General features: G+C 37.7%; 23 protein-coding genes and 1 other RNA gene. 19 read left to right on the forward strand and 5 right to left on the reverse strand.

All coding sequences use genetic code 11. The features are described 5' to 3' along the window. The first annotated feature begins 13 nt into the window (after positions 1–13). Both IGK21_RS06235 and nth read left to right on the forward strand, forming a co-directional pair. Positions 14–715: a DnaD domain protein gene (locus IGK21_RS06235; protein WP_034697809.1), complete on the forward strand. Its 702-nt coding sequence runs from the start codon at positions 14–16 to the stop codon at positions 713–715. A gap of 1 nt (position 716) precedes the next feature. Beyond that, positions 717–1,379: an endonuclease III gene (gene nth, locus IGK21_RS06240; RefSeq protein WP_010737512.1), complete on the forward strand. Its 663-nt coding sequence runs from the start codon at positions 717–719 to the stop codon at positions 1,377–1,379. A 45-nt stretch (positions 1,380–1,424) separates the two neighbouring features. Here nth and IGK21_RS06245 read toward each other — a convergent pair whose 3' ends face one another. Next, positions 1,425–3,806 carry a PBP1A family penicillin-binding protein gene (locus tag IGK21_RS06245; RefSeq protein WP_034697812.1) on the reverse strand — a complete coding sequence of 794 codons (2,382 nt, stop codon included), beginning with the start codon at positions 3,804–3,806 and terminating at the stop codon, positions 1,425–1,427. Beyond that, on the reverse strand, positions 3,796–4,443 hold the full coding sequence (gene recU / locus IGK21_RS06250; protein ID WP_034697815.1) for a Holliday junction resolvase RecU: 648 nt from the start codon (positions 4,441–4,443) through the stop codon (positions 3,796–3,798). Before recU ends, IGK21_RS06245 begins: the two co-directional genes overlap by 11 nt. Before the next feature lie 62 nt (positions 4,444–4,505). Between recU and IGK21_RS06255 the strand changes: the two genes are divergently transcribed. From IGK21_RS06255 to IGK21_RS06295, 9 genes are all read left to right on the forward strand, one after another. Beyond that, positions 4,506–5,045, forward strand: a complete 540-nt coding sequence (locus IGK21_RS06255; RefSeq protein ID WP_034697818.1) for a DUF1273 domain-containing protein — start codon at positions 4,506–4,508, stop codon at positions 5,043–5,045. A 90-nt stretch (positions 5,046–5,135) separates the two neighbouring features. After that, complete coding sequence (gene gpsB, locus IGK21_RS06260; RefSeq protein WP_010719243.1) at positions 5,136–5,549, forward strand: cell division regulator GpsB; 414 nt, start codon at positions 5,136–5,138, stop codon at positions 5,547–5,549. An 18-nt stretch (positions 5,550–5,567) separates the two neighbouring features. Further along, an RNA gene (gene rnpB, locus IGK21_RS06265) (RNase P RNA component class B) lies at positions 5,568–5,938 on the forward strand. 238 nt (positions 5,939–6,176) lie between these two features. Continuing rightward, positions 6,177–7,340, forward strand: a complete 1,164-nt coding sequence (locus tag IGK21_RS06270; RefSeq protein WP_010737516.1) for a THUMP domain-containing class I SAM-dependent RNA methyltransferase — start codon at positions 6,177–6,179, stop codon at positions 7,338–7,340. Positions 7,341–7,370: 30 nt separating this feature from the next. After that, positions 7,371–8,894 (forward strand): carboxypeptidase M32, encoded by a 1,524-nt coding sequence (locus IGK21_RS06275; RefSeq protein WP_053766067.1) that lies wholly within the window; start codon positions 7,371–7,373, stop codon positions 8,892–8,894. After that, positions 8,895–9,578 (forward strand): HD domain-containing protein, encoded by a 684-nt coding sequence (locus IGK21_RS06280; RefSeq protein WP_181914961.1) that lies wholly within the window; start codon positions 8,895–8,897, stop codon positions 9,576–9,578. 973 nt (positions 9,579–10,551) lie between these two features. Beyond that, positions 10,552–11,742, forward strand: a complete 1,191-nt coding sequence (locus IGK21_RS06285; protein ID WP_034697827.1) for a glycine C-acetyltransferase — start codon at positions 10,552–10,554, stop codon at positions 11,740–11,742. A gap of 189 nt (positions 11,743–11,931) precedes the next feature. Next, positions 11,932–12,885: an L-threonine 3-dehydrogenase gene (locus IGK21_RS06290; RefSeq protein WP_034697831.1), complete on the forward strand. Its 954-nt coding sequence runs from the start codon at positions 11,932–11,934 to the stop codon at positions 12,883–12,885. 66 nt (positions 12,886–12,951) lie between these two features. Further along, the gene (locus IGK21_RS06295; RefSeq protein WP_088745157.1) at positions 12,952–14,304 is read left to right on the forward strand and encodes an APC family permease; all 1,353 of its coding nucleotides are present in this window, start codon (positions 12,952–12,954) and stop codon (positions 14,302–14,304) included. Positions 14,305–14,396: 92 nt separating this feature from the next. Here IGK21_RS06295 and IGK21_RS06300 read toward each other — a convergent pair whose 3' ends face one another. After that, positions 14,397–14,723: a hypothetical protein gene (locus IGK21_RS06300; protein WP_034697837.1), complete on the reverse strand. Its 327-nt coding sequence runs from the start codon at positions 14,721–14,723 to the stop codon at positions 14,397–14,399. A gap of 131 nt (positions 14,724–14,854) precedes the next feature. Here IGK21_RS06300 and IGK21_RS06305 point away from each other — a divergent pair, with 131 nt between their 5' ends. Continuing rightward, positions 14,855–16,000 (forward strand): VanZ family protein, encoded by a 1,146-nt coding sequence (locus IGK21_RS06305; protein ID WP_161652374.1) that lies wholly within the window; start codon positions 14,855–14,857, stop codon positions 15,998–16,000. A 100-nt stretch (positions 16,001–16,100) separates the two neighbouring features. Then, positions 16,101–17,450 carry a DEAD/DEAH box helicase gene (locus tag IGK21_RS06310; protein WP_123874800.1) on the forward strand — a complete coding sequence of 450 codons (1,350 nt, stop codon included), beginning with the start codon at positions 16,101–16,103 and terminating at the stop codon, positions 17,448–17,450. A 130-nt stretch (positions 17,451–17,580) separates the two neighbouring features. Here the strand turns inward: IGK21_RS06310 and IGK21_RS06315 are convergent, their stop codons facing one another. After that, the gene (locus IGK21_RS06315; protein ID WP_014834680.1) at positions 17,581–18,009 is read right to left on the reverse strand and encodes a GNAT family N-acetyltransferase; all 429 of its coding nucleotides are present in this window, start codon (positions 18,007–18,009) and stop codon (positions 17,581–17,583) included. Positions 18,010–18,375: 366 nt separating this feature from the next. Here IGK21_RS06315 and alaS point away from each other — a divergent pair, with 366 nt between their 5' ends. The 3 genes from alaS to IGK21_RS06330 all read left to right on the forward strand — a co-directional run bounded on the left by alaS (position 18,376) and on the right by IGK21_RS06330 (position 23,263). Continuing rightward, the gene (gene alaS, locus IGK21_RS06320) at positions 18,376–21,018 is read left to right on the forward strand and encodes an alanine--tRNA ligase (protein ID WP_053766064.1); all 2,643 of its coding nucleotides are present in this window, start codon (positions 18,376–18,378) and stop codon (positions 21,016–21,018) included. A gap of 488 nt (positions 21,019–21,506) precedes the next feature. Then, positions 21,507–22,103: an ECF transporter S component gene (locus IGK21_RS06325; protein ID WP_010737525.1), complete on the forward strand. Its 597-nt coding sequence runs from the start codon at positions 21,507–21,509 to the stop codon at positions 22,101–22,103. 38 nt (positions 22,104–22,141) lie between these two features. After that, a complete protein-coding gene (locus IGK21_RS06330; protein WP_181915178.1) occupies positions 22,142–23,263 on the forward strand; it encodes a cation diffusion facilitator family transporter in 1,122 nt (373 codons plus the stop codon). 50 nt (positions 23,264–23,313) lie between these two features. Here the strand turns inward: IGK21_RS06330 and IGK21_RS06335 are convergent, their stop codons facing one another. Then, on the reverse strand, positions 23,314–23,715 hold the full coding sequence (locus IGK21_RS06335) for a ribonuclease HI family protein (RefSeq protein WP_181914962.1): 402 nt from the start codon (positions 23,713–23,715) through the stop codon (positions 23,314–23,316). Positions 23,716–23,792: 77 nt separating this feature from the next. Here IGK21_RS06335 and IGK21_RS06340 point away from each other — a divergent pair, with 77 nt between their 5' ends. From IGK21_RS06340 to IGK21_RS06350, 3 genes are all read left to right on the forward strand, one after another. Beyond that, positions 23,793–24,215 (forward strand): EbsA family protein, encoded by a 423-nt coding sequence (locus IGK21_RS06340; protein ID WP_181914963.1) that lies wholly within the window; start codon positions 23,793–23,795, stop codon positions 24,213–24,215. A 386-nt stretch (positions 24,216–24,601) separates the two neighbouring features. Next, complete coding sequence (locus tag IGK21_RS06345) at positions 24,602–24,991, forward strand: hypothetical protein (protein ID WP_225792538.1); 390 nt, start codon at positions 24,602–24,604, stop codon at positions 24,989–24,991. A gap of 8 nt (positions 24,992–24,999) precedes the next feature. Beyond that, positions 25,000–25,224: a hypothetical protein gene (locus IGK21_RS06350; RefSeq protein WP_181918634.1), complete on the forward strand. Its 225-nt coding sequence runs from the start codon at positions 25,000–25,002 to the stop codon at positions 25,222–25,224. The last annotated feature ends 406 nt before the right edge of the window (positions 25,225–25,630 follow it).

Consider the following 25,630-nt stretch of genomic DNA (forward strand, 5'->3'; position numbering starts at 1 on the left):
TGAGGGAAAAATCATGTTGAACTTAGAAAATTACTTAAAAGCAGGACAAACAACGATATCGAACTTGTTGTTAAAAAATTATCATCGTATCGGATTACAAGCAGAAGAGTTTTTATTTATTTTGCAATTGCAAAGGGCGCAACTCGAAGGAGACTTTTTCCCAGATTTACACTCGATTGCGTTGGATATGGGTGTCAAACAAGAGCGTATCTATCAAATTTTAAATCACTTGATCAGTAATGGGTTTATTAAAATTGAAACAGCAACAATTGATGGTAAGCAAGCTGATCGTTACAATCTATATCCTATATATGAAATTTTAGGGAATTTTTTGGAAAGTCAAAATCAAAAACAAGCTGATTTAAGTCAAGAAAAAATGGTGCAGTCTGTTTATCAGTTATTTGAACAGGAATTTGGTCGCCCATTGTCAGCCATCGAATTTCAACGGATCGGTCAATGGTTAGAAGAAGATCATTATCAACCGGAAATTCTGAAACTTGCTTTACGTGAGGCTGTTTTGAATCAAGCGTATAGTTTTAACTATGTGGATCGAATCTTGTTGTCTTGGGAACGTAAAAATTTAAAGACGAAGCAACAAGTAGAAGAAGATCAAAAAAGACGAAAACAACAAATGTTACAAAAAGAAGTGGAAAGCACTAACGCACAACCAGAAGCCTTGCCAAAAGTTACGTTGAAAAATTGGCTGGAGGAATAATATGTTAAGTAAACAAAAAACAATGGAAGCCTTGACAAAAATGTACGACATGTTCCCAGAAGCACATGGTGAATTAAAACATCGAAACCCTTATGAACTGTTGATTGCTGTCATACTCAGTGCTCAAGCAACCGATGTCTCAGTTAATAAAGCGACCCCAGCTCTTTTTGAAGCTTTTCCAACTCCTGAAAAGCTGGCTGCGGCTCCGATTGATGACATTATCCCTAAGATCAAAACGATTGGTCTTTACCGCAATAAAGCAAAAAATATCAAAGCATGTGCCCAACAATTGATGGATCGCTTTTCAGGTCAAGTTCCTCAAACTAGAGAAGAATTGATTTCTCTTCCAGGAGTTGGACGAAAGACAGCGAATGTCGTTTTAGGTGATGCTTTTGGTATACCAGCAATTGCTGTGGATACTCATGTCGAGAGAGTAACAAAACGTTTAAGGATTTGTAAGTTGAACGCCTCGGTGTTGGAAGTAGAAGAAACGTTGATGCGCAAAGTACCAAAAGAATTATGGGTCAAGACTCACCACACTTTAATATTTTTTGGTCGTTATCATTGCACGGCAAGAAGTCCACGGTGTGAAGTTTGCCCCTTGTTAGACATGTGTCAAGATGGAAAAAACAGAATGAAAGAAAAAACATTGAACGTAAAATAAAAGATAAAAAAAGGAAGTTGAGGTTTTTCTCAACTTCCTTTTTTGTTATGTGCCAGAAGACGTTGAACGACTAGAGGACTGTCCGGACTGTGCATTGTTCTCCGGAGGTGTTTGCGCTGGTGGTGTCGTGGATGACTCAGGAGTTGCCGAAGATGAAGAGCTTTGACTACTGCTGCTATTTTCTGGCGTTTCAGCTGAACTACTTGAATCATTTTTTTCACTTGAACTATCTAACGATGTCGATGATTCGGCAGATGACTCAGTTGTTGAAGTTTCTGTCGATTCCGACGAAGAAGATACCGGTGTCGAACTTTCAGGTACCAGTGTCACTGATGAAGATGGCACCGTTGTTGAAGGGATCGTCGTACTTGGTGTTTTCTTGAGTTGATCGGTAAAGTATAATTCACCGCCAGATCTTACCAGTCCGCTAGGCATTTGCCAATCGCTATTTGTGACGCTGGATGATACATATTTCATTAATTCTCGATAAACATCAGAAGCAACATGAGACGAAGCAGAGGTGACAGGAGTCATTTTGTTGTTATAACCGGTCCATACTGAGATGGCGTAGTTTGGTGTATAACCAGCAAATAAAATATCAGGATACACACCGCTAGAAGTTCCTAATTTTGCGTACTCATCATCCGTATAGTTGGAAGTCCCGGTTTTCCCAGCTTGGTATAATCCAGGAATCAACGCATTCGTCCCAGTTCCTTTTGTTAATGTATCTTTTAAAATATCTGTGACCATATAGGCTGTTTCTGGAGACATAGCTGTATTACCATCGGGATCGAACGTTTCTTCTGTGCCGTCTTGGAAGACGATCTTATTGACATATTGTGGTTTATAATACGTTCCTCCGTTAGCGAAAGCAGCATAGGCAGCCGCCATTTTCAAGGAAGAAGCGCCATATTTTGTGCCGTCTTGTTTTTCTGTGTTACTTGAAATCGCATTTGATTGATGGATCGTACTATATTCAATTCCAAGATCTTTTAAAAAGGTGCTGACTTTATCTGCGCCGACTTCATTGAACAATTTGACAGCTGGAACGTTCCTGGAAAGATACAAGGCTTGTCTTAAGGTGATCGTCCCCATAAAACGGTTATCCCAGTTGCCTACTGGTGTTGAGGTTCCTTCATAGTTATAAGGAGCATCACTGATCGTTTTTCCTGTAGAATATTTTAGATATTCAAAAGCTGGGCCATAATCTGTGACTGGTTTCATCGTCGAACCGAAGTCACGAGAAGTATTAACAGCTAAGTTCATACCTAGTGTGACATCTTCTGCAATATGGCGACCGCCAATTTGCGCTTTTACTTGACCAGTATTGACATCGATCAACGTAGAAGCAACTTGCATTTCATCATCAGGATAGTTGACATAGTCATCAGTGTTGACAATATCATAAAGATGTTTTTGTGCGTCTAGATCTAAGTTAGTATAGATATCCAATCCATCAGTAAATACATTTTTATCCGTTTTTTCTTGAACTTCATTGATGACTTCTTTGACATAATTATCAACGATTTTTGAATTATCATCTTCTTTTTTCATCTCTTGAAGACCATCATCGATTGGTGTATTCACTGCAGCATCATATTCTGATTGAGAGATTTTCTTGTTTTGTAACATGGTATATAAAACAGTATCTCGCCGTTTTTTTGCTTGTTCTGGATATTGGTATGGGTCATAGGCAGAAGGCGCTTGTGGCATTCCAGCTAACAAAGCAGTCTGTGGTAATGAAAGTTCTGGTAATCTTTTACCAAAATAATTTTCTGCTGCCGTTTCCATTCCGTATAATCCGTTGGACATATAGACTTTGTTCACATAGTAAGTCAATATTTCTTGTTTTGATTTTTGTTGTTCTAATTTTACAGCTAACCAAGCTTCTTGTGCTTTTCGTTTCAAGGTTTGATCTGAAGCGTTGGTAGAGAAGTAGGAGAGCTTAATCAATTGTTGGGTCAATGTACTACCACCTTGAAGTCCTCCAGAAGTAAAGTTAGAAAGTGCAGAGCCGACGATCCGAACTGGGTCGATCCCGATATGTTTATAGAAACGACGATCTTCAACAGAAACGATGGCGTTTTCTAACGTTTTCGGCAATTCGTTTGCGGTAATCTTTTCTCTTTTTTCTGCTCCTAAATCTTCAAATAATTCGCCATTTTGTGTGTAAAGTTTAGAAGAAACAGTCGCATCTAATGCAGTGTCCGTTAATTTTGGAGCATCTTTTGCATAAAACCAAAATAATCCGACACCGGCTAGGAAAGCGATACAAATCAAAGAAAATAAAATCAAGATGATACGGATGAAAAGCCCACGCTTCTTATGCCCGGAACCTTTGCCAGAAGTTTTATTTCTTGTTTGACTCGTCTTTTTAGAAGAAGAGGGACTGTTTCGTCTGGAAGTTCTTGTTTGCTCATTTGCCATTCTTGCGATCTCCTTCGATAGTTAATGTTGATAAGTATTGATCTACCGCTTTTAGATAAGGGATACGTGGCGAAAAACCTGTTTGGATCTCGATCCCTATTTTTTCGATCAATGAAAGCGGAAGCGACTTTTTCCCCTGATTCTTTTGCGCATGCCAATAATCGATCAGATAAGTACTATCTAAATAAAAGCAACGCTTCAACGTAGAAAACCATAATAGGACAAAACAAATTCCTTGTTGCTTTAGACAAGCTTCCATATGGTCAATTTGATGCGCATGGAAATTTTTGAAGGGAAAAGATGTCTTATTCTTTGTTTCTTTCGCTTCAAAATCCAAATAGAAACCTCGATATACACCGTTATAATCTGTTGTGGAGGCCTGTGAGAAATAAGCTTCCTTAATAACAGCGGCGCTACGTCGAGGATAATCTACTTTAACAATTTGAATGGGGGTTGGTTTTTTATGGATAACAGCTACTTGGTGCGCTAAGTAATACTGGTTACTTTCGTTAATTGCTTCTTCAAAACGCATCCCTCGATTGCCAAATTCAATGGCTGATTCTCTTTTTTCTTGAACTTTTTCCTTTAAAGAGGCATTCTTATGATAGGGTTGGCCGTTTGGATAGCGTAAAACCATTTTAATCACACTCCTAGCCAACATTATAGCAAAAAAGAATCAAGAAAGAAAAGGAAACTCAAATGGACCGATTAAAAGTGATGTATATTTCCGGTTATCGAAGTTTTGAACTTGGGGTTTTTAAGGAAAATGACCCTAAAATAACGGTTATTAAAAAAGTCTTAAAAAAAGAGATACAGCAATTAGTCGAAGAAGGACTTGAATGGGTTCTTACTAGTGGAAACTTGGGTATAGAAACATGGGTCACGGAAGTAGTTGCTGAATTAAAGCAGGAATACCCTGAGTTAAAGTTGGGGATCATCTACCCATTCAAAGAGTTTGGAAATAATTGGAATGAGAATAATCAAGAAAAGTTAAGAATGGCAGAACAGTTAGCAGACTACGTTGAAGCAGTTAGCCATCAAGCCTATCAATCACCTAGCCAATTAAGAAACCACACGCGTTTTTTACTTGACCATACCGATGGCTGTCTATTAATTTATGATACTGAGTTTCCAGGGAAAACCCAGTATTTTCTGAAAGAGGCGCAAACCTATCAACAGGATCATTCTTATGAAATTCGGCTAGTCAGTATGGATGATTTACAAAATTTCAGTGAATAATTCAGATAGTGTTTGATTTATCAAGTTATTTCCGATACAATGATATAGGTAGAAACTGTTATTATGTAAATGAAAACTAGAGGTGTAAATATGGCGGAATTGGTTTATAGTCCTAAAGACATTTTACAACAAGAATTCAAAACAAAGATGCGTGGCTATGATCCCATCGAAGTGGATGAATTCTTAGACAATATCATCAAAGATTATGAAACTTACAGCAAAAAACTCCTTGCTTTACAAGAAGAAAATGATAAATTAAGTGCCAAAGTAGCACAATTATCAAAAACACAAGGAGCAGCACAAACGCGTGTTCAACAAGTTGAAACACCGAAAAGTGCAGCAGTCACAAATTTCGATATCTTGAAACGTTTGTCAAATCTTGAACGTGAAGTATTTGGAAAAAAATTGGATCAACAATCATCAACAGTGAATGTTTCCCAACCTAACCCAAACAACTACACAAATGCAAGTGACGATGATAACGAAAAGACACGTCAATTCTAAGATTGATGATACATTGCGGTTTTTGGGTAATCGCGGTCTGACATGATCAGGCTGAGGAAAGTCCATGCTCGCACAGGCTGTGATGCCTGTAGTGTTCGTGCTTAGCGAAACAATAAGCTAAGGTGCTCTATTAGAGTAACGGCAGGAAAACAAGCTAAGGTTTTTAACTATGCTTAAGTATCCTTGAAAGTGCCACAGTGACGAAGCGGATAGGGAAACTTATTCGGTGGAACGCGGTAAACCCCTCGAGCGAGCAACCCAAACAATGGTAGGGGCGCTTTTTGTTGGGAATTAAGAACGAGACAAAAAGGCAGGTTAACTGCAGATAGATGGTTACCACATTGCTTTTTCTCCCTGGAAAAGTAGTGTACAGAACATGGCTTACAGAAAACCGCAATATAACAGGGAATACCTTCCAACCATGTTGTGAAGGTTTTTTTTAACATTAGAGTGTCACCACTGATTTATACCATTCAATAAATGACTTGTTTGTTCAGGAACACAAAAATGAACGAGTGAAGAATGGTAATTTAGAGACAAGTATGAAAAAAATACTGATTCATTTTTCGGTTTGATTTTACAAAAAGCTGGACGACCACGTTCAGCTTTTCTTATAAGGAGATAAGTATGGATACGACTAGAGAATTTAATCTTGTGGCAACGGCTGCAAGTGGGTTAGAAGCCCTTGTTGGAAAAGAACTACGTGACTTAGGCATAGATTGTCAAGTTGAAAATGGACGGGCACGTTTCAAAGGAACGATGGAAACGATCGCTACAGCAAATTTATGGTTACGAACAGCTGACAGGGTAAAGATCGTTGTTGGGGAATTTGATGCGTTTACCTTTGATGAACTATTTGAGAAAGTTAAAGCATTACCTTGGGAAGACTTTCTACCTTTAGATGCTGAATTTCCGGTTGCAGGAAAATCAATCAAGTCTAAGCTTTATAGTACACCTGATTGTCAGGCGATCACTAAAAAAGCGATCGTTGAACGATTGCGTAAGTATTATCACCGTCCGGCATCTGTTCCATTAACGGAGACAGGCGCACATTTTCAATTAGAAGTCGCTTTACTAAAAGATCATGTCATGATCACACTAGACACAACTGGTCCTAGTTTGTTCAAACGGGGATATCGTTTGGAAAAAGGTGGCGCACCGTTGAAAGAAAACATGGCAGCCGCTTTAGTGATGTTGACAAATTGGCGAAAAGATCGTCCGTTTTATGATCCAGTGTGTGGTTCTGGTACGATCTGCATCGAAGCTGCCTTGATTGGACACAACATTGCACCAGGATTTAATCGTGAATTTGCTTGTGAATCATGGGATTGGTTTAGTAAAGATGTTATGGAAAATGTTCGAGCATTGGCAGAAGAGCAAGCAGACTATGATATTGAACTCGATATCACAGGTTCTGATATCAATGGGCGGATGATCGAAATTGCTAAAGCGAATGCGGAAGAAATTGGCTTAGGCTCTTCAATCACGTTTAAACAACAAGCAGTCAAAGATTTCAAAACGGATAAAGAATACGGCGTAATCGTCGCGAATCCGCCTTATGGAGAGCGTTTAGGTGAAGAAGAAACGGTTCGTCGCTTGTATGAAGAAATGGGCGATGTTTTCCGTCCATTAAAGACATGGAGTAAATACATTTTGACAAGTGACCTTACTTTTGAAGAGTATTATGGGCAAAAAGCTACTAAAAAACGTAAACTGTATAACGGAGCTTTACGGACTGATCTCTTCCAATACTGGGGAACGCGGCCACCAAGAAAAGACAAAACGATTTAAAATTATATGGGATGGATGGAGGAATAAATGATGAATGAAAAAGAATTGATGAAAGAACTAAAAGAAATCAATCTCTTGCAACAAACCTTGGGAATTTTAGATTGGGATATCCAAACAGGTATGCCAGAAAAAGCGAGTGAGGATCGTAGTGAAGTCAATAGTTATCTTTATAGTCTTTATTTCTCAAAGAAAATTGGACCTAAGATCAAAGAAGCCATCCAATATTTTTCTGAACATCCCAATGAATTATCTGAAACGGGAAAAATCGTGTTCGAGAAGGTCAAAGAAGACTATGAACTTGAATATAAAGTTCCTGAAGAATTGATGACTGCATTGACAGCAGCAACTTCTACCGCACAGGTGCAATGGCAGCAATCTCGTGAAACGAAAAATTTTGCGGATTTTCAAGAAGCATTGACTAAAAATATTGAGTTAACAAAACAGTTGATCCCCTATTGGAAAAAAGACGAAGCAACAGATTATGATGTGTTACTCAACCAATATGAACCAGGGATGTCTGTTGAAATCTTAGATCGTGTTTTCCAACAAGTAAAAGAAGGGATCATGGAAATTAGAAAAACCTTAGCAGAAAAAGGTCATGAACCAGATACCTCTTTTCTTTCTCGAAAAATGACTAAAGCCCAACAAAAAAGGTTTGTCACAGGCGTGATTGAACAGTTAGGTTATGATTTCTCAAGAGGACGTTTAGATGACACAATCCACCCTTTTATGATCGGGATCAATCATAATGATGCACGTATTACGACTCGTTGGAATGAACATGACTTTAAAATGGCAGTCTTTGGCGTGATCCATGAAGCTGGTCATGGAATGTATGAGCAAGATATTGACGAAAAATTTGCTTATACTCCGATTTACCAAGGTACTTCGATGGGAATCCACGAATCTCAATCACTGTTCAATGAGATCATCATTGGTAGCAATCGAAGTTTCTGGGAAAAACAATATCCATTTTTCCAACAATGTGCAGAAGGAACATTCGATGATATTTCATTTACTGACTTTTATCGCTCGCTGAAACAAACCCAAGCAAGCTTGATCCGAATTGAAGCAGATAGTTTAACGTATCCATTGCATATCATTATTCGTTATGAAATTGAGAAAATGATTTTCAATGAGGGCGTGGACGTGGCTCAATTACCAACTATTTGGAATCAAAAGTATGAGGAATATCTAGGAATACGACCTGCGAATGATTTAGAAGGAATCTTGCAAGATGTCCACTGGTCAGGAGCTAGTTTTGGTTACTTCCCATCTTATGCTTTAGGATATATGTATGCTGCGCAACTGCTTCACGCATTAGAAAAAGAGCTTTCGATCGATGAAGTGCTAGCATCCGATGATTATCGACCAATCAAAGAATGGATGAAAGAAAAGATCCATCAATATGGTGCATCTAGAAAACCAACGCAATTGATTCAGGATGCAACCGGTGAGGCGCTAAATCCGCAGTATTTGATCGATTACATGAAAAAAATCTATTTTTCGGTCTATCAAGTAGCTGAATTCAGTAGCGAGAAAGAAGGAAAATAAATGGAGAAACTGCAGGAAATTGCTGATTACAGTTTCAAGCAATTAGCAATGGATCAAACTGGACACGGGATTGATCATACGGTAAGAGTCGTTAAATTAGCAGAGAAAATTTTAGCAACTGAACCGCAAGCTGATCCATTGATTACCCTTGCTTCTGCTTATTTGCATGATACGATCGATGATAAAGTAGTAGCCGATGAAACGAAAGCAAAAGCAGAGTTACATCAATTTTTGCAACGTTTAGAGCTATCAGATGCAACCATTGAATCAATCTTTTTGATTATTGAAAACCTGTCTTTTTCAAAAGGGTTGTCAGGTGAAAAAATGGCATTACCTATTGAAGGAAAAATTGTTCAAGATGCAGATCGTCTTGAAGCCTTAGGAGCAATTGGTATTTTGCGTACGGCTTATTTTGGTGGTGGACATGGCCATCCCATTTTTGATGAAAGTCGGCACCCAATCAGTTATCAAAATAAAAAAGATTATCGCAAAGGGTCTACTGTGATCAATCATTTTTACGAAAAATTGTTCTTATTACCAGATAGGATGAACACCCCATATGGTATAAAGGAAGCAAAACGACGAGAAGCCTTTATGCGGGAATTTATTGATGAATTCTTCAATGAATGGTCAGTAGGAGATCCTGATTTTACTCCCGAAAGCTGGTTGGCAACAGGAGGTTGAGACAAAAGTGTTTAGCATCAAGAAATAAGAAGGAATTTCCGAAATTTGACAAGAAACACAAAAACTCGTTTTTGATGTTGATTGTTACCTACTTGGTGCTTCTCAAATTTTTGGTAAATTTCGGCAAATTTTCCGAAGATGCTACTTTTGTCTCACCGTGAACAAGAGGTCGTGAAAAGAGTGTTTTGACCTGAGCGCTCACCAAGTAAAAACTGCGACGAGTAATCGCATGAGCATTAAGGATGAAAATCTCGAAACAGCTCCCCATGTTTTGAGATTTTTTGACTTATCGCCGAAGGTCAGCTCTTTGAACACCGTTTAGCAAGAGGCTGTGAAAGAAGCGTTTAGCTCCGAGCGAATAAGAGAGGATTTTTTAAAATAGCTCCTCATATTTTAGAAAATCATCGCTTATTGTTGAGGAGTTGCTTCTTGAACGCCGTTTATCCGTTTTTAGAGAGACCAGAAGAGACTGAGGCAAGGTTTGTCTCAGTCTCTTCTTGTGGTCATGAGTAGTAACTGATGACCATAGGGAACGTTTTTTGTGTTGGGAGAAAGACTCCTTAAAATAGCTACAGGTAAGCGCCTTGGACCAAGTAATATATAGCTAGAGAAGCAAACATTAAAAGAATTTAATATACAAATAGAATATTCGTTTTTTTATTTCATAACAAAAAACAAGGCTAACTAATGGCGGAAAATTCAGAATATATGGAATATTTATTGGGAAGTTGATTAAGTTAAGGGTTGATATTAGCTAGATGTGATCCTCTTAAAAATAACGATAGTTACTAAAATAAGTAAAAAAATATTTCGTTAGTGGAGTACCGATTGTTTTGTTATGTAAGAAAATACTCAGTTAAATAACTCTCATAATTTGTGTAAGCGCTATCAGAAAAGGTATACTTATAAACAGGAACGAAAGGCTGCATATTCGTTCCTCAACCTTGAAGGTTAGAAAAATGGGGGTGGAGACATGTCTTCTGAAGTATTGTCAACTTATTTAGAACAGGAACTGGCTTTATTGAAGGAAAAAGGACTATACAACACGATTGATATCCTTGAAGGTGCAAATGGTGCGATCATTGAGGTAGCAGGGAAAAATTTGATCAATCTAGCATCGAATAATTATTTGGGGTTTGCTGATCGAGTGGAGCTGAAACAAGCGTGTATCGACGCAACAAATCGCTATGGTGTCGGCGCAGGTGCTGTCCGAACAATTAATGGCACATTACGTATCCATCAAGAATTAGAGAATAAAATTGCAGAATTTAAAGGGACAGAAGCAGCGATTGCTTTTCAATCAGGCTTCAATTGTAATATGGGAGCTATTTCAGCCATTATGACTAAGGAGGATGCGATCTTATCAGATGAATTGAATCATGCTTCGATCATCGATGGATGTCGCCTTTCTGGTGCCAAAATCATTCGTGTTAAGCATCAAGATATGAACGATCTAGAAGAAAAAGCAAAAGAAGCGGTAAATAGTGGGAAATATAACAAAATCATGTATATCACAGACGGTGTTTTTTCAATGGATGGCGATGTAGCTAATTTACCCGATATGATCCCGATTGCCGAAAAATACGGGTTGATTACTTATGTGGATGATGCCCATGGTTCTGGAGTGATGGGAAAAGGAGCCGGCACAGTGAAGCATTTTGGTCTCCAACAGAAAATTGACATGCAAATGGGTACATTGTCTAAAGCAATCGGTGTCGTTGGTGGCTATGTCGCAGGATCTAAATCGTTGATCGACTGGTTAAAATCACGAGGACGTCCTTTCTTGTTTTCAACATCACTTACACCAGGTGCTGCTGGCGCTGCTCTAGCATCGATTCAACTGATGCAAGATCATCCAGAATTAGTCGAAAAAGTTTGGGAAAATGCCATTTATTTCAAAGAAGAACTGAAAAAAATCGGGTATGACATCGGCGTGTCGGAAACACCAATCACTCCAGTGATACTTGGCGATGAGAGTCTAACACAACAATTTTCTAAAAAGTTGATTGAAAATGGACTATATGTGAAACCAATCGTTTATCCAACCGTACCATTGGGAACAGGTCGTGTTCGTAATATGCCAACTGCAGCTCATACAAAAGAAATGCTCGATCATGCTGTAGCGATTTACCAAAAAGTCGGAAATGAAATGGGCATCATTTGATTTAGTAGAAACGATCTCGCCTGAAATCTAAGAGAAAGACGATCACAGGATAGAGCGTTTCGGTTGTATTTCTGTGAAAATCAAAAAATTACCTTTTTTTATATTTTGATCGTCGAGGAATGGTCGATGGAATGTAGGTAGCATTTATTTTTAATAGATAGTGAAAATGAACTAAAAAGGAGTGTTTGTATGAAAAAAGTATTAGTTACTGGCTGCCTTGGACAAATCGGATCGGAATTAGTTTTACGTTTAAGGGAAGATCTGGGTAATGAAAATGTTGTCGCAACGGATATTCGTATGCCTGAAAAGCTAGAAGATGGTGAACTATTTGAAATTTTAGACGTCATGGATTACGAAAAAATGCGAGCGTTAGTCGAAAAATATCAAGTAGATACTTTGATTCATTTGGCAGCGCTTTTATCAGCTGTCGCTGAAGCAAAACCAAAGTTCGCTTGGGACCTCAATATGGTTGGGTTAGTCAATGCGCTGGAAGTCGCAAGAGAATTTAAGTTAAAATTCTTCACGCCAAGTTCAATCGGCGCTTTTGGACCTAATACACCAAAAGATGAGACTCCTCAAGATACACTCCAACGACCAACAACAATGTATGGCGTGACAAAAGTCGCAGGCGAGCTTTTGTGTGACTACTATTATACAAAGTATGGCGTAGATACACGAGGTGTACGCTTCCCAGGATTGATTTCTTATAAAACTTTACCTGGTGGTGGGACAACGGACTATGCAGTGGATATTTATTATTCAGCTATCAAAGAAGGAAAATACACGTGCTTTATTGATCGTGGTACAGCTATGGACATGATGTACATGCCAGATGCCATTGAGGCGATTGTTCAGTTGATGAATGCTGATCCTAAAAATTTAGTTCATCGCAATGCATTCAATATCTCTGCGATGTCTTTTGAACCAGAAGAAATCAAAGCGTCAATCAAAAAAGTGTTTCCTGATTTTGAAATGGACTATGCAGTTGATCCAGTGCGACAATCGATCGCAGACTCTTGGCCAAATTCATTAGATATTAGTTGTGCGCAAAAAGAGTGGGGCTTTCAACCACGTTACGACCTAGATAAAATGACTCAAGATATGTTGACCAAGTTGCAAGAGAAATTGACAGCAACAGTCTAATTACTATAGTTTATCGTAAACTTCCGATCGAGTGGTGGGGAGTTTACGATAAAGGGAGGATAAGCGATGGAACGTAACCAAGTATCGGTTGAAAAAAACAAAGTCGAACTAAAGCGAACAATGGGCTTTTTTACTGCTTTATCGACTGTGATGGGAACAGTGATTGGAGCGGGAGTATTCTTTAAAGCAGCGAGTGTCGCAGAAGTTACAGGATCAGTTAGTTTACATATGCTTTCTTGGTTTTTGGGAGGTATCATCTCCGTCTGTGCAGGTTTAACTGGTGCAGAACTTGCCGCAGCGATCCCCGAAACAGGTGGTATGGTCAAATATATCGAACGAACCTATGGTCAAACGGCTGCTTTTTTGTTAGGTTGGGCACAAGTTGTGATTTACTTTCCTGCAAATGTAGCGGCACTATCAATCATCTTTGGGACACAATTTGTGAACTTATTTGCCTTAGAACAGCAATGGATTGTCCCCATCGCTATTATAGCCGCTGTGACGATCATGCTGATCAATTTTTTAGGATCAAAAGTTGGTGGAACTTTTCAATCCATTACCTTAATCTGTAAATTGATCCCACTGGCAGTCATCGTCTTGTTTGGCTTATTTCGCAGTGGTGGAGTAGAGTTTCAGCTGTTTCCCATAGAAGCAGGAAAAGATCTGCCATTGTTTTCAGCATTAGGTGCGGGCTTGTTAGCGACAATGTTTGCTTATGATGGTTGGATTCACGTTGGAAACATTGCAGGAGAATTAAAAAAACCGGCAAAAGATTTACCGAAAGCCATTTCTATAGGAATCATCGGGATTATGGTTGTTTATTTATTCGTTAATACCGTCTTTTTAAAAACAGCTTCGATTGGAGGAATCAGTGGCAACAGTAATGCTGCTAGCGAAGTGGCCACCATGATTTTTGGTGGCGTAGGTGGGAAACTTGTAACTGTCGGGATTTTGATTTCAGTCTATGGAACAATCAATGGCTATACACTTACTGGGATGCGCCTGCCCTATGTGATGGCCCAAGAAAAACGGTTACCTTTCAGTCACCACTTAGGAAAATTGAACGATCGAACGAAGATTCCAGTGGTTGCTGGTGTTTTGGAACTAGTGATTGCGATCGGTATGATGATGGTCGGTGGATTTGATATGCTGACGGATATGCTTGTTTTTGTGATTTGGATTTTTTATACGATGGTATTTGTAGGTGTAATTATATTGAGAAAAACAGCTCCAAAACTTGAAAGGCCTTATAAAGTTCCGCTATACCCAATCATTCCGCTAATCGCCATTCTTGGTGGTGCTTTTATCGTGGTTAGTACGTTACTGACACAAACACTTTTAGCATTTAGCGGAATCGCTTTGACATTAGTCGGAATCCCTGTTTATTTATATTTGAAAAATAAATATCCTGTAGTTTAACATATAAATGATAGTTAAACGTGCATTCTGTTGTAGCGTGTCAAGTTAAGCAATGCTAACTTGACCAACCAGCTACAAGAGAATGCACGTTTTTATCCTGTTTTTTTTCTTAACTGTTTTAGTCGGCGCCAAGCACGAAAAAGGTTTAATAAGACGAGAAAACCAGCAACAGTAATGGGAATCCAAATCAAGTAGACCGGATAACCTAATTGATCTGATAAAGATCGAGAGGAAGCTTGCTCCATTTCAAGTAGTGCTTGTTGCCATGTCTGTAAGTTAAACACGAGCATGAAACTAGCAATAATTAACAAGATAAATCCAAGATAGCGGATGGTCGTTTTTTTACGTATATACGCAAAAATGAGATAGAGAATCAATAAAAAAGCGGGTACGCCAAACACAAAATAAATATTAAGCACGCTAATCGCCTCCTTTTGTTAATGATACTTCAATTAATATAAATTTAAAAATAATTACCCCATAACTTGCATAGTTTACAAGAGTACTGATAAGATGAAACCGTTAGTTAAGATGAAAAAGGGGGATGTTTATGGCTAGTTATATTGAACCGATTCGCTTTGCACTTATTGTTTTTCCATTTTTGGCATTAGCGATTTCTTCGGTTTTTTTCATTTATGAATATCGAAAGTATGGAACGTTTATTTTTTCGAGAGCGGTTATCTTATATTCGTTTGTTTTTTATTTGTTATGTGCTTATTTTTTGATTATTTTACCGTTGCCTTCAAAAGAAGCCGTTGCTCAAATGACCGGACCTAAAATGGAATTACATTTATTTGCATCATGGGTCCATTTCCGAGAGAATACCGTCTTGGTTTTATCTGATCCAAGTACGTATTTACCAGCGATGCGACAAAGCGTTTTTTTAGAACCGGTATTTAATGTTTTGCTTTTATTACCTTTCGGGATCTATTTAAGATATTATTTTCGATTATCTTTTGTGAAAACCATCATTGCAAGTTTTTGTCTTTCCTTATTTTTTGAATTGACACAGTTAAGTGGGTTGTATTTTATTTATCCTCGACCTTATCGGCTATTTGATGTCAATGACTTATTGACGAATACGATCGGAGGAACGTTAGGGTACATTATGACACCAATCTTTACCTTCATGTTGCCTACGAGAGCAAGAATGGATGAAGTGTCATACGAAAAAGGGAAAACAGTTTCTCTAACGAGACGATTAGTTGCCTATTTCATTGATTGGGCTTTCTTATCGGTTTTATCCGTACTGATTGCTGTGACTCTTCAATTGTCTTTGAAAATAGGTGATATCACTTCAAGTAGTTGGTGGGTATTTTTAGAAGTCTTGCTTTATTTCATGGTCATACCATATGTAACAAACGGTCTCACTTTAGGTAAAAAAATCGTACGCATTCGTGTGGTTTCGGATAACGGAAAACGACTTTCTTTTAAAGCACTGTTTATCCGTTATGGGTATCTTTACTTTTTATTTTATGGGTTAGCTTGGCTTAGTCAGACGATCCAACATATCACTGACCATACGACAGGTGTATTACAGGTAAGCGGGATTTTTATTGTGTTGGGTGTTGCATTTGCACAGTTTATCTTCATGCTGAATCTTTTCTTGTCATTCCTTCGTAAGAAAAGAGTGCTGTTCTATGAAAAAGCCAGTCAAACACATACGATTAGTACCATTCAATCAAAAGGGAACTAGCGGATCGTGAGCGACTTTGAAAAGGATCAAGCAAATTGCTTGAGGATGTGGTATAATGCGAAAGTCGTGTAAAAAAGAAAGAGAAGAGGTGCTTACTTAAATGAGTAATTTTGAACAATTTCATTTTAAACCATATATAAATGAGGCGTTAGCAGAAAAAGGTTTTGCTCAACCAACTGAAGTACAAGAGCGTTTGATTCCTTTGATCGCTAAAGGAAAAAATATCATTGGTCAATCACAAACTGGTTCGGGCAAAACGCATACATTTTTATTGCCTTTATTTCAAAAAATCAATGCGGAAAAAGCCGAAGTACAAGTAGTAATCACTGCACCAAGTCGTGAACTAGCTACTCAAATTTATGATGCTGCTAGTCAGATCGCTAAATTTTCCGATCCAGAGATCCGAGTGACGAATTTTGTAGGTGGAACGGATAAGCAACGCCAATTGAGCCGCTTGAAACATCAACAACCACAGATCGTAGTGGGAACGCCAGGTAGAATCTTGGATATGATGAATGAACAAGCATTAAAAATCCATACAGCATTTGCATTTGTTGTAGATGAAGCAGATATGACACTGGACATGGGCTTCTTGCATGAAGTGGATCAAATTGCTAGTCGCTTGCCTGAAAAACTGCAATTTTTAGTTTTCTCAGCGACGATTCCTGAAAAATTACGACCATTTTTACGTAAATACATGGAAAATCCAATCATTGAAGAAATCAAACCGAAAGCAGTTATTTCAGAAGATATCGAGAATTGGCTAATCTCTACTAAAGGGAAAGATAAAAATCGAATGATCTACCAATTGTTAACAATTGGTCATCCTTACCTTGCAATTGTCTTTGCAAATACGAAACAACACGTGGATGAAATTGCTGATTATTTGAAAAATCAAGGCTTAAAAGTAGCCAAAATCCATGGAGATATCACTCCAAGAGAACGAAAACGGGTGATGCGCCAAGTTCAAAACTTAGAATATCAATACGTGGTTGCGACAGATCTAGCGGCACGTGGCATCGATATTGAAGGGGTTTCTCATGTGATCAATGCAGAAATTCCTGAAGACCTTGACTTCTTTATCCATCGAGTAGGTCGGACTGGACGTAATGGTTTAAAAGGAACTGCGATCACTTTGTACTCACCAAGTGATGAACAAACGATTGACAGTATTGAAAAAATTGGTGTCACATTTGAACCGATGGAAATCAAAAATGATGAAATCATCAAGACTTATGACCGCAATCGTCGGACGAAACGGGAAAAATCCAAAGATACACTGGATCCTACATTGATCGGCTTAGTGAAAAAGAAAAAGAAAAAAATCAAACCTGGATATAAAAAGAAAATCGATTGGGCAATTGCTGAAAAGAACAAAAAAGACCGTAAAATCGAACGCAGACAACAAACTAGAACTGCAAGAAAAAATAAGAAAAACTCCAATAAGTAAGTCAATGACCAGACCCTTTAAAAGAGACGTCATGACTTCAAGCTCAAAGACCAAAGGATTGCATGTCTTCTGCATTCCTTTGGTCTGTTTTTAAGTGTTCATTTAGCAGATAATCTAGTGATAATAGATCTTAAATCAATTCTTTTTGCATCCCTACGCAGGTAATCCCATCCTCGATAAAAGGATCTGTACAAGTCTCGTAACCTTGTTGCTGATAGAAACTAAGGGCAGTCATTTCTGCTACTAGGTAACTTGACAGCAAGCCTTCTTTTTTCGCTTTCTGTTCAGCTAAGGACAACAGCTGACGACCGAAACCTTGTTGGCGATAATTTTTGGCGACGCAAAAACGATCGGGGTTAAGACAAGTAGACGATTTTTTTTGATAACGTAATGTTGCAATTGGAACATTATTTTCCATTAACAGAAAGTAGTTATCAGAAGTGTCCGTTTCGTCAAATTCTAATTCTGGCAAAATGCCTTGTTCCAGAACAAATACCTGATAACGAAGATAAAAACTCGCCCCTCTGATCCAGGACTTGTTTCCAAAATAAACTTGCATCATCGATTCTCCTTTTGATTAATAGGCGTAATTCAAGCTTAACAAAAAATATTCTAGAAAGAAATAAGAGTTGAAGGAAAAGAGCGGTTGACAGAATAAAATAGAATACGTATACTTGTAAAGTACGAAAAGGACATGGTTTGTTTAAGTCTGACTTACAGAAAATTCTTTCCAGGCTGAAAAAAGAATAGTCAAAAAAACAAATTGCTCCCTTTTTTATTGATAGAAATATCAACGCTACTCAGCGTTATCGAGTTCAAGAGGTAATGATCGAACATCATTGCAACCAAGGTGGTACCGCGAGTTTTCGTCCTTGGCTGTGAGGGTGTTTTTTTGTCGTTTAAAATAAAGAAAGAAGGTAATAAAATGAAACAATTAAGTAGTGCACAAGTTCGACAAATGTTTTTAGATTTCTTCCAATCAAAAGGACACACGATTGAACCTAGCGCATCATTAATTCCGGTCAACGATCCAACGCTATTATGGATCAACTCAGGGGTTGCTACGTTAAAAAAATATTTTGACGGCTCTGTCGTACCAGAAAACCCACGCATCACAAACGCTCAAAAATCAATTCGTACGAATGATATTGAAAATGTAGGGAAGACAGCACGTCACCACACAATGTTTGAAATGCTTGGGAATTTTTCTATTGGTGATTATTTCAAAAATGAAGCAATCCATTGGGCATGGGAATTTTTAACAAGTCCTGAATGGATGGCATTTGATCCGGAAAAATTATATGTTACCGTTTATCCAAAAGACACAGAAGCAAAACGAATCTGGCATGAAGAAGTCGGCTTGCCACTTGATCACATTGTAGATGTTGAAGATAATTTCTGGGATATTGGTGCGGGTCCTTGTGGTCCTGATACAGAAATCTTCTATGATCGAGGCGAAGCATACAATGATGTCGCAGAAGATGATCCAGAAAACTACCCTGGTGGAGAAAACGAACGCTATTTAGAAATTTGGAATCTAGTATTTTCTGAGTTCAACCATAAACCAGATCATACATTTGAACCTTTACCACATAAAAATATTGATACGGGCATGGGGCTGGAACGGATGGTTTCGATCGTTCAAGACGCACCAACAAACTTTGAAACAGACTTGTTCTTACCGATCATTCATGCGGTAGAAAAACTAAGTAACCAAGTAAAATATGGTGAAAACCCGACAACCGACATTTCTTATAAAGTAATTGCGGATCATATCCGAGCATTATCTTTTGCGATTGGAGATGGGGCGCTTCCTTCAAATGAAGGTCGTGGCTATGTTCTTCGTCGTTTATTACGCCGAGCAGTGATGCACGGGAAAAAATTAGGGATCGAAAAAGCTTTCTTATATGATCTTGTTCCAGTAGTTGGCGAAATCATGGTTAGCTATTATCCGGAAGTCCTTCAACAAAAAGAATTTATTGAAAAAGTAGTTCGTACCGAAGAAGAACGTTTCAATGAAACAATCAACGAAGGTCTTGAAATCTTGAATCAAGTGATCGCTGAAGTCAAAAAAGCAAATGGAACAACACTTGCTGGAAAAGATATCTTCAAATTATATGATACTTACGGTTTCCCAGTGGAGTTGACCGAAGAAGTGGCAGAAGATGAAGGCTTAAAAGTCGATCATGAAGGCTTTGAAAAAGAAATGGAAGCACAAAGACAACGTGCGCGTGCTGCTCGTAGTACAGAAAAATCAATGGGAGTTCAATCTGCCCTATTAACAGATATCAAAGTGGATAGTAAATTTATTGGCTATGATCAAGTTGAATCAGACAGCAAATTATTGGTGATTATCAAAGATGAAGAACTAGTGAGTGAATTGTCTGATGGACAAGGTCAATTGATTTTTGATCAAACACCGTTTTATGCAGAAATGGGTGGACAAGTGGCTGATCAAGGTTGGATCATCAATGCCTCTGGAGAAAAGGTTGCGACAGTTGTTGACGTTCAAAAAGCACCGAATGGACAATTTATGCACACCGTAGAAGTGCTTTCAACATTGACTGAAGGCGAAGTTTACCACTTATTGATCGATGTACCGATGAGAAATCGCATCATTAAGAACCATACAGCGACTCACTTATTGCATAAAGCTTTAAAAGAAGTTTTAGGGGAACATGCAAACCAAGCTGGTTCTTTAGTTGCTCCTGGACATTTACGCTTTGACTTTACTCATTTTGGACAAATCACAGCAGATGAATTAGTAAAAATGGAACGAATCGTTAATGAGAAGATATGGGAAGCAATCCCAGTAGAAACCATCGAAACAGATATCGATACCGCTAAGAATATGGGTGCTATGGCTTTATTTGGTGAAAAATATGGTCAAGAAGTCCGTGTAGTGAACATTGGTGGATGGTCTATCGAACTTTGTGGTGGAACCCATGTAGCAAATACTGAAAATATTGGGATCTTTAAAATCGTTTCTGAATCAGGAATCGGTGCCGGTGTTCGTCGGATCGAAGCTGTAACAAGTAAAGAAGCTTATGAGTTATTGGAAGCAGAAGAAAAACAATTAAAAGAAGTTGCCACAATTGTCAAATCACCTCAATTAAAAGAGGTTGTATCAAAAACGGAACAATTACAACAACAATTAAAAGAACTCCAAAAAGAAAATGAACAATTAGCAAGTAAACTAGCGAACCAACAAGCAGGCGATGTCTTTAAAAATGTGGAAACAGTTAGTGGTCATTCAATGATTACTGCACAAGTAAAAGTAAAAGATATGAACCAATTACGTCAATTAGCAGACCAATGGAAACAAAAAAACATTTCCGATATTCTTGTTTTGGCAAATGAACAAGACGGAAAAGTTAGTTTGTTAGTCGCTATGACGAAAGAAGCAAATGATGCTGGGCTAAAAGCTGGTGACTTGATCAAAGCAATTGCACCAAAAGTTGGTGGTGGCGGTGGTGGTCGCCCTGATATGGCGCAAGCAGGTGGGAAAAACCCTGCTGGTATCCCAGATGCTTTATCAGAAGCTAAAACATGGTTGTCTAATCAATAATCAACTTTAAATACTTTTCCAAATAAAATGGGAAAGCGTCGAATAGCTCAGATGATAATAACTTCCTTTTGAAACGGTGTTTTATGTTTGGGAGAGAAAAAACTTATTTCAAGGAGCGAATACTTGACCTGGTTTTAGCAAAAAATTGGGAATAGAATGCTTTCATTGAAGCGAGTAAGCGGTCATTTTTTAAACAGCTTTTCATAGTTTAAACACTGATCGCTTATTGCTTAAGGAAGCACCGATAATACTATTTATTTTCATACGTGCTAAAGGGCTCAAGAACGACCTTTTTTGTTCAAGGAGCATTAAATCCTCCTATTTGTTAAAGAAAAGTTCTACCGAATTTGTTTGAAACGGAAATCCCGTTGACAAATTCGGTTTATTTTATGAGAACTGAATGCAACCAATCAGCATTTTCTTTGAGAGTAATTAATTGACAAAAAAGCAAAACCTTTTACGATTAGAATAAAAAGGAGGGGGTAAAATTGAATAGTAAAAATAAAACTTTTCGTTTAGTTTTACGAGCGATTTTATTAGCAATCATTATCGTTCAAGCAATGGTTCCATGGTTAGGGTTTATTCCTTTAGGATTTATTAGTTTGACGATTATTCACATAACAGTTATCGTTGCTGCGGTTGTATTAGGACCGAAAGACGGCATGGTCATTGGTTTGTTTTGGGGGATTGCCACGATCATTCGTGCTTACGCCATGCCTACGACCCCATTTGATACCCTCGTCTTTACCAATCCGATCATTTCAGTTGTTCCTAGAGTGTTAGTTGGCTTAGTTGCAGGAATCATTTTTCACTGGATTTATCAACGTTATCATTCTGTAGTCGTTGGTTCGGTTTTAGCAGGAGTATTTGGCTCACTCGTGAATACACTTTTAGTTCTAGGGTTTATGGGACTGTTTTATACTGGGGCAACTGCTGATGCGTATGGCGTAGATGCGGATCTATTATTTAAAACTTTGGCAGGAGTTGCCGCAATCAATGGGATTCCGGAAGCGATAGGTGCCGGAATCATTACGCCACTGATTGCTAAAGCGCTGTTTGCTGCAACGCCACTCAAACCAGAATAAAGAATAAAGGAAGCGAAAAAGTGTCAAAAGAACAAAAAATGATTAGTGGGCAAGAACGTACCAAAAAAGGCATTATAGCTGGAATCTTAGGCCTTATCACAAATATATTATTGTTTGTTGCGAAATTTGCAATCGGACTTTTTTCTGGCAGTGTTTCGATCATGGCGGATGCTATCAATAGTTTATCCGATACAGCTTCATCCATTTTGACTCTTGTCGGGTTTAAGATTGCTGCAAAACCCGCAGACCAAGAACATCCATTTGGACATGAACGATTTGAATATATCAGTGGCTTATTTGTTTCAATCATCATTACGTATGTAGGGTTTCAATTTTTGGACGCTTCTATACGGAAAATTTTTCGGCCGGAACATTTAGTCCTGACACCGATCGTGTTTCTTGTCCTGATATTTTCAATTCTGTTAAAACTTTTACAAGGACGTATGTACACTAGATTTTCAAAAACAATTCAGTCAGAAGCACTAAAAGCGACAGCCAAAGATAGTTACAATGATGTATTCACGACGTTAGCTGTTTTAGTATCTGCAGGTATCGAAAGATTCACTGGCTGGCGTATTGATGGCTATGTTGGTTTTGTCTTAGCCGGGTACATTATTTTTAGTGGGATCATGATGTTACGTGATTTTGTCTATGAGTTACTAGGTAGCCGTCCAACTGCCGAAGAAATCAAAACAATGGAAAAACAATTAAGTTCTTATAAATCGATCTTAGGTTTTCATGATCTGTTGGTTCATAATTATGGACCAAATAAAAAGTTTGCTTCTGTTCATATTGAAGTTGACGACAGTTTAAACTTGAATGAAGCACATAAAATCATTGACATTATCGAAAAAGACTTTAAAAAGACTTTAGATGTAGATTTAGTTTGTCATCTAGATCCGGTAGCAATCCATAATGAACAATACCGTAAGATATTGAAACAATTGAGACAAATTATCAAAGAGTTGGGGGAAGAGTTGAGGTTGCACGATTTACGGATCATACGTAAAGGGAAAGAGTTGCAATTCGATATTGTAGTTCCTCAGAATTTCAAGTTACCAGATGATGTTTTAGAAGAAAAGATTCGTCAAGCTATTGAGAAAAAGGCTGGTTCTTTTGAACTCGATATTACTTTTGATCACAATTATCTTCTCTATTAAATCAGAAACTTTAAAAAGACTTTTTAGTAAGTAGCTAAAAAGTCTTTTTTTTATGGATTTAATTGTTTTTGAAGCGCTTGGCGTGCCAGATTATCCGCCCCTTTATTCTTACTCTCGGGAATCCATTGTAAGATGAGTAAATGGAACTGAGCGAGTAATTGTTGGATCACATATAGAAGGGAAGAGAAACTTTCGTTGTTCGTGTGGTTTTTGTCGATTGTAGAAACAAGTACTTTGCTATCGGAATAACAGAGAATTGTTTCATTGACCCAGCCTTTTTCCTTTAAAATTTCTAAAGTTTTTAAAAAGACTTCGAATTCAGCTTGATGATTGGAGCCATCCGAAAGTGGGACGGTAAGCTGTTCTTGTTTATTTTCATGGATAATTAAAATGCCTCCACCACTAGGTCCTGGATTGCCTTTTGTGGAAGCATCAATGTATACTTTGATCATAATAAGGAAGCTCTCCTTTTTATAAAAATAGTGTTATGCTATAATTATACCATTACAAATAGATGCGAGGTTAAAGAATGAAAAAAATAATTCGCTGGCAGCCGGAATGGGCGCAGACGATCATCTATTGGTCTTTATCTTTGATCATTTTATTTTTTAGTTTGATTTTATCACTTGAAAACACTAGACCCTATTGGAAAAGTAACTTAGTGATGGGGCTATTTTTTATTTTTCTTTTTCTTGGGTATCGTCGGTCATTTATTTTGAAAAACCATGCAATCAAAATTAAATATGCTGCTTTTTGGAAGGACCAAAATATCCCGCTACAAGATATTGACTCTGTAACACCGGTCAAAAGAGGTGTAAAGATTAAATATGTAGGGAAGGCTGAGCCAACCTTCTATCTGATGCGCAAAAAAAGTCAGACAGCTTTTTTGTCCTACTATTCTGAAGGTAAAGAGCAACAAAGCACTAACAACCAAGTAAATACAACTAGCTGATTGATTTTTACTTGTTTAAACCAATTGATTCAGCAGATATAAAATAGCTGCGAGAAAAACATAACTATATATAACCTCTGAGAAAACAAGCCGAAGAATCCGAAGATCATTTTATGATCAGGGTGAGATTCTTCGGCTTGATTGTGTCTTGCTGACGTTTGTATGAACTTGACCCTAGAAAAATGGATGATATGATGTTTGACCAGTAACTTTCGATAAAGTAATGGACACCTGACCATTCAACCAAGGGATATATAACTTAATAACATAAAGGATATTATAAAAAATTTGCACTAAATATTTTTTAAAGGAAAAAAAGAAGTAAGATAACATTTTTTCTAATTTATAATAAAACTTACAGAAAAAGTATAAGGAGAAAAACGGACGTGGAAATAAAAAAAATGTTTGAAGATCTCTACCGAATTTGGAAGAAAACAGGCATTCTCAAGAGAAGAGGTGCGAAGCTAAGAAATATGTGGAAAAGAAATCGTGCAAAAATAGGGAGGCTTTGGAAGAAGAATCGTGCAAAGATAAAGAGAATGCGGTCAAAAAATCTAAAAGAAAGGAAAGACAACGACAAGGAAAAAAGGATAAAAATGGCTCAGAGTAGATGGTCGAAACAAGATAGGACGGGCAATAAACAAGAAATACGTTCGCTATCTGTCCGTGCAATAAATCAAGCGAGTTGGAAAAATGCGCAAATTTCAAGAAATTTAGCGAATCAGCAGAAGGGCTACTCCAGGAGTCAACAGACATCTATCACCTCAACGAGATGAATCTTTCTATGGGTTCACATAGTTTTGATGTCAATCGTTGGATTCAGCGTTTTGAGCAATTAGGAGTGATAAATGGTTGGCAATTTTTAAAAGAAAACAGCAAAACACAGGGTTATAACCTTCAGGACTTAAAAAATATCATGGCTGGGTTTGATTCGCAGGAAATAACTTCAGGAACCAGTTCAAGAAGATACATAAATGAACGAATCATAAATAGTGAAAGTGACCGTTGAAACTAGTTATTAGAAAAGCTCGGTAAAAAAATGGTATAAAAGCAATCAAAAAAGATTATCAACCAAGGCTATATAACAATCAAGCCCTTGCTCGGATTGTCGATTCTTTAAATCCGTTGTCTCGATTTAGAAAGATTCTTTTAAAATGGCAATTAATGTTGAAAAGAAAATAATCTGATGCGAAAGACATCATTCACTCGGAAATAAGTGAGAAGGATGCATAGATACAACGAGAAGAAATAATAGCGAAGAAAAAAGAAAAGAAATTTGTAAAAAATATTAAAGCAAACGCTAGAAATCAAGTTTTCAATACAGTCGAGCAGTCTTTTTCAAATCATCTGATAAATTCGAGATAACCTTCTTTCGATAGGATTAGAAAACAAACAGAAATATGTATCTTTTTATT

The sequence above is a fragment of the Enterococcus sp. DIV1421a genome (genome assembly GCF_051711025.1).
GTDB lineage: Bacteria > Bacillota > Bacilli > Lactobacillales > Enterococcaceae > Enterococcus_B > Enterococcus_B hirae.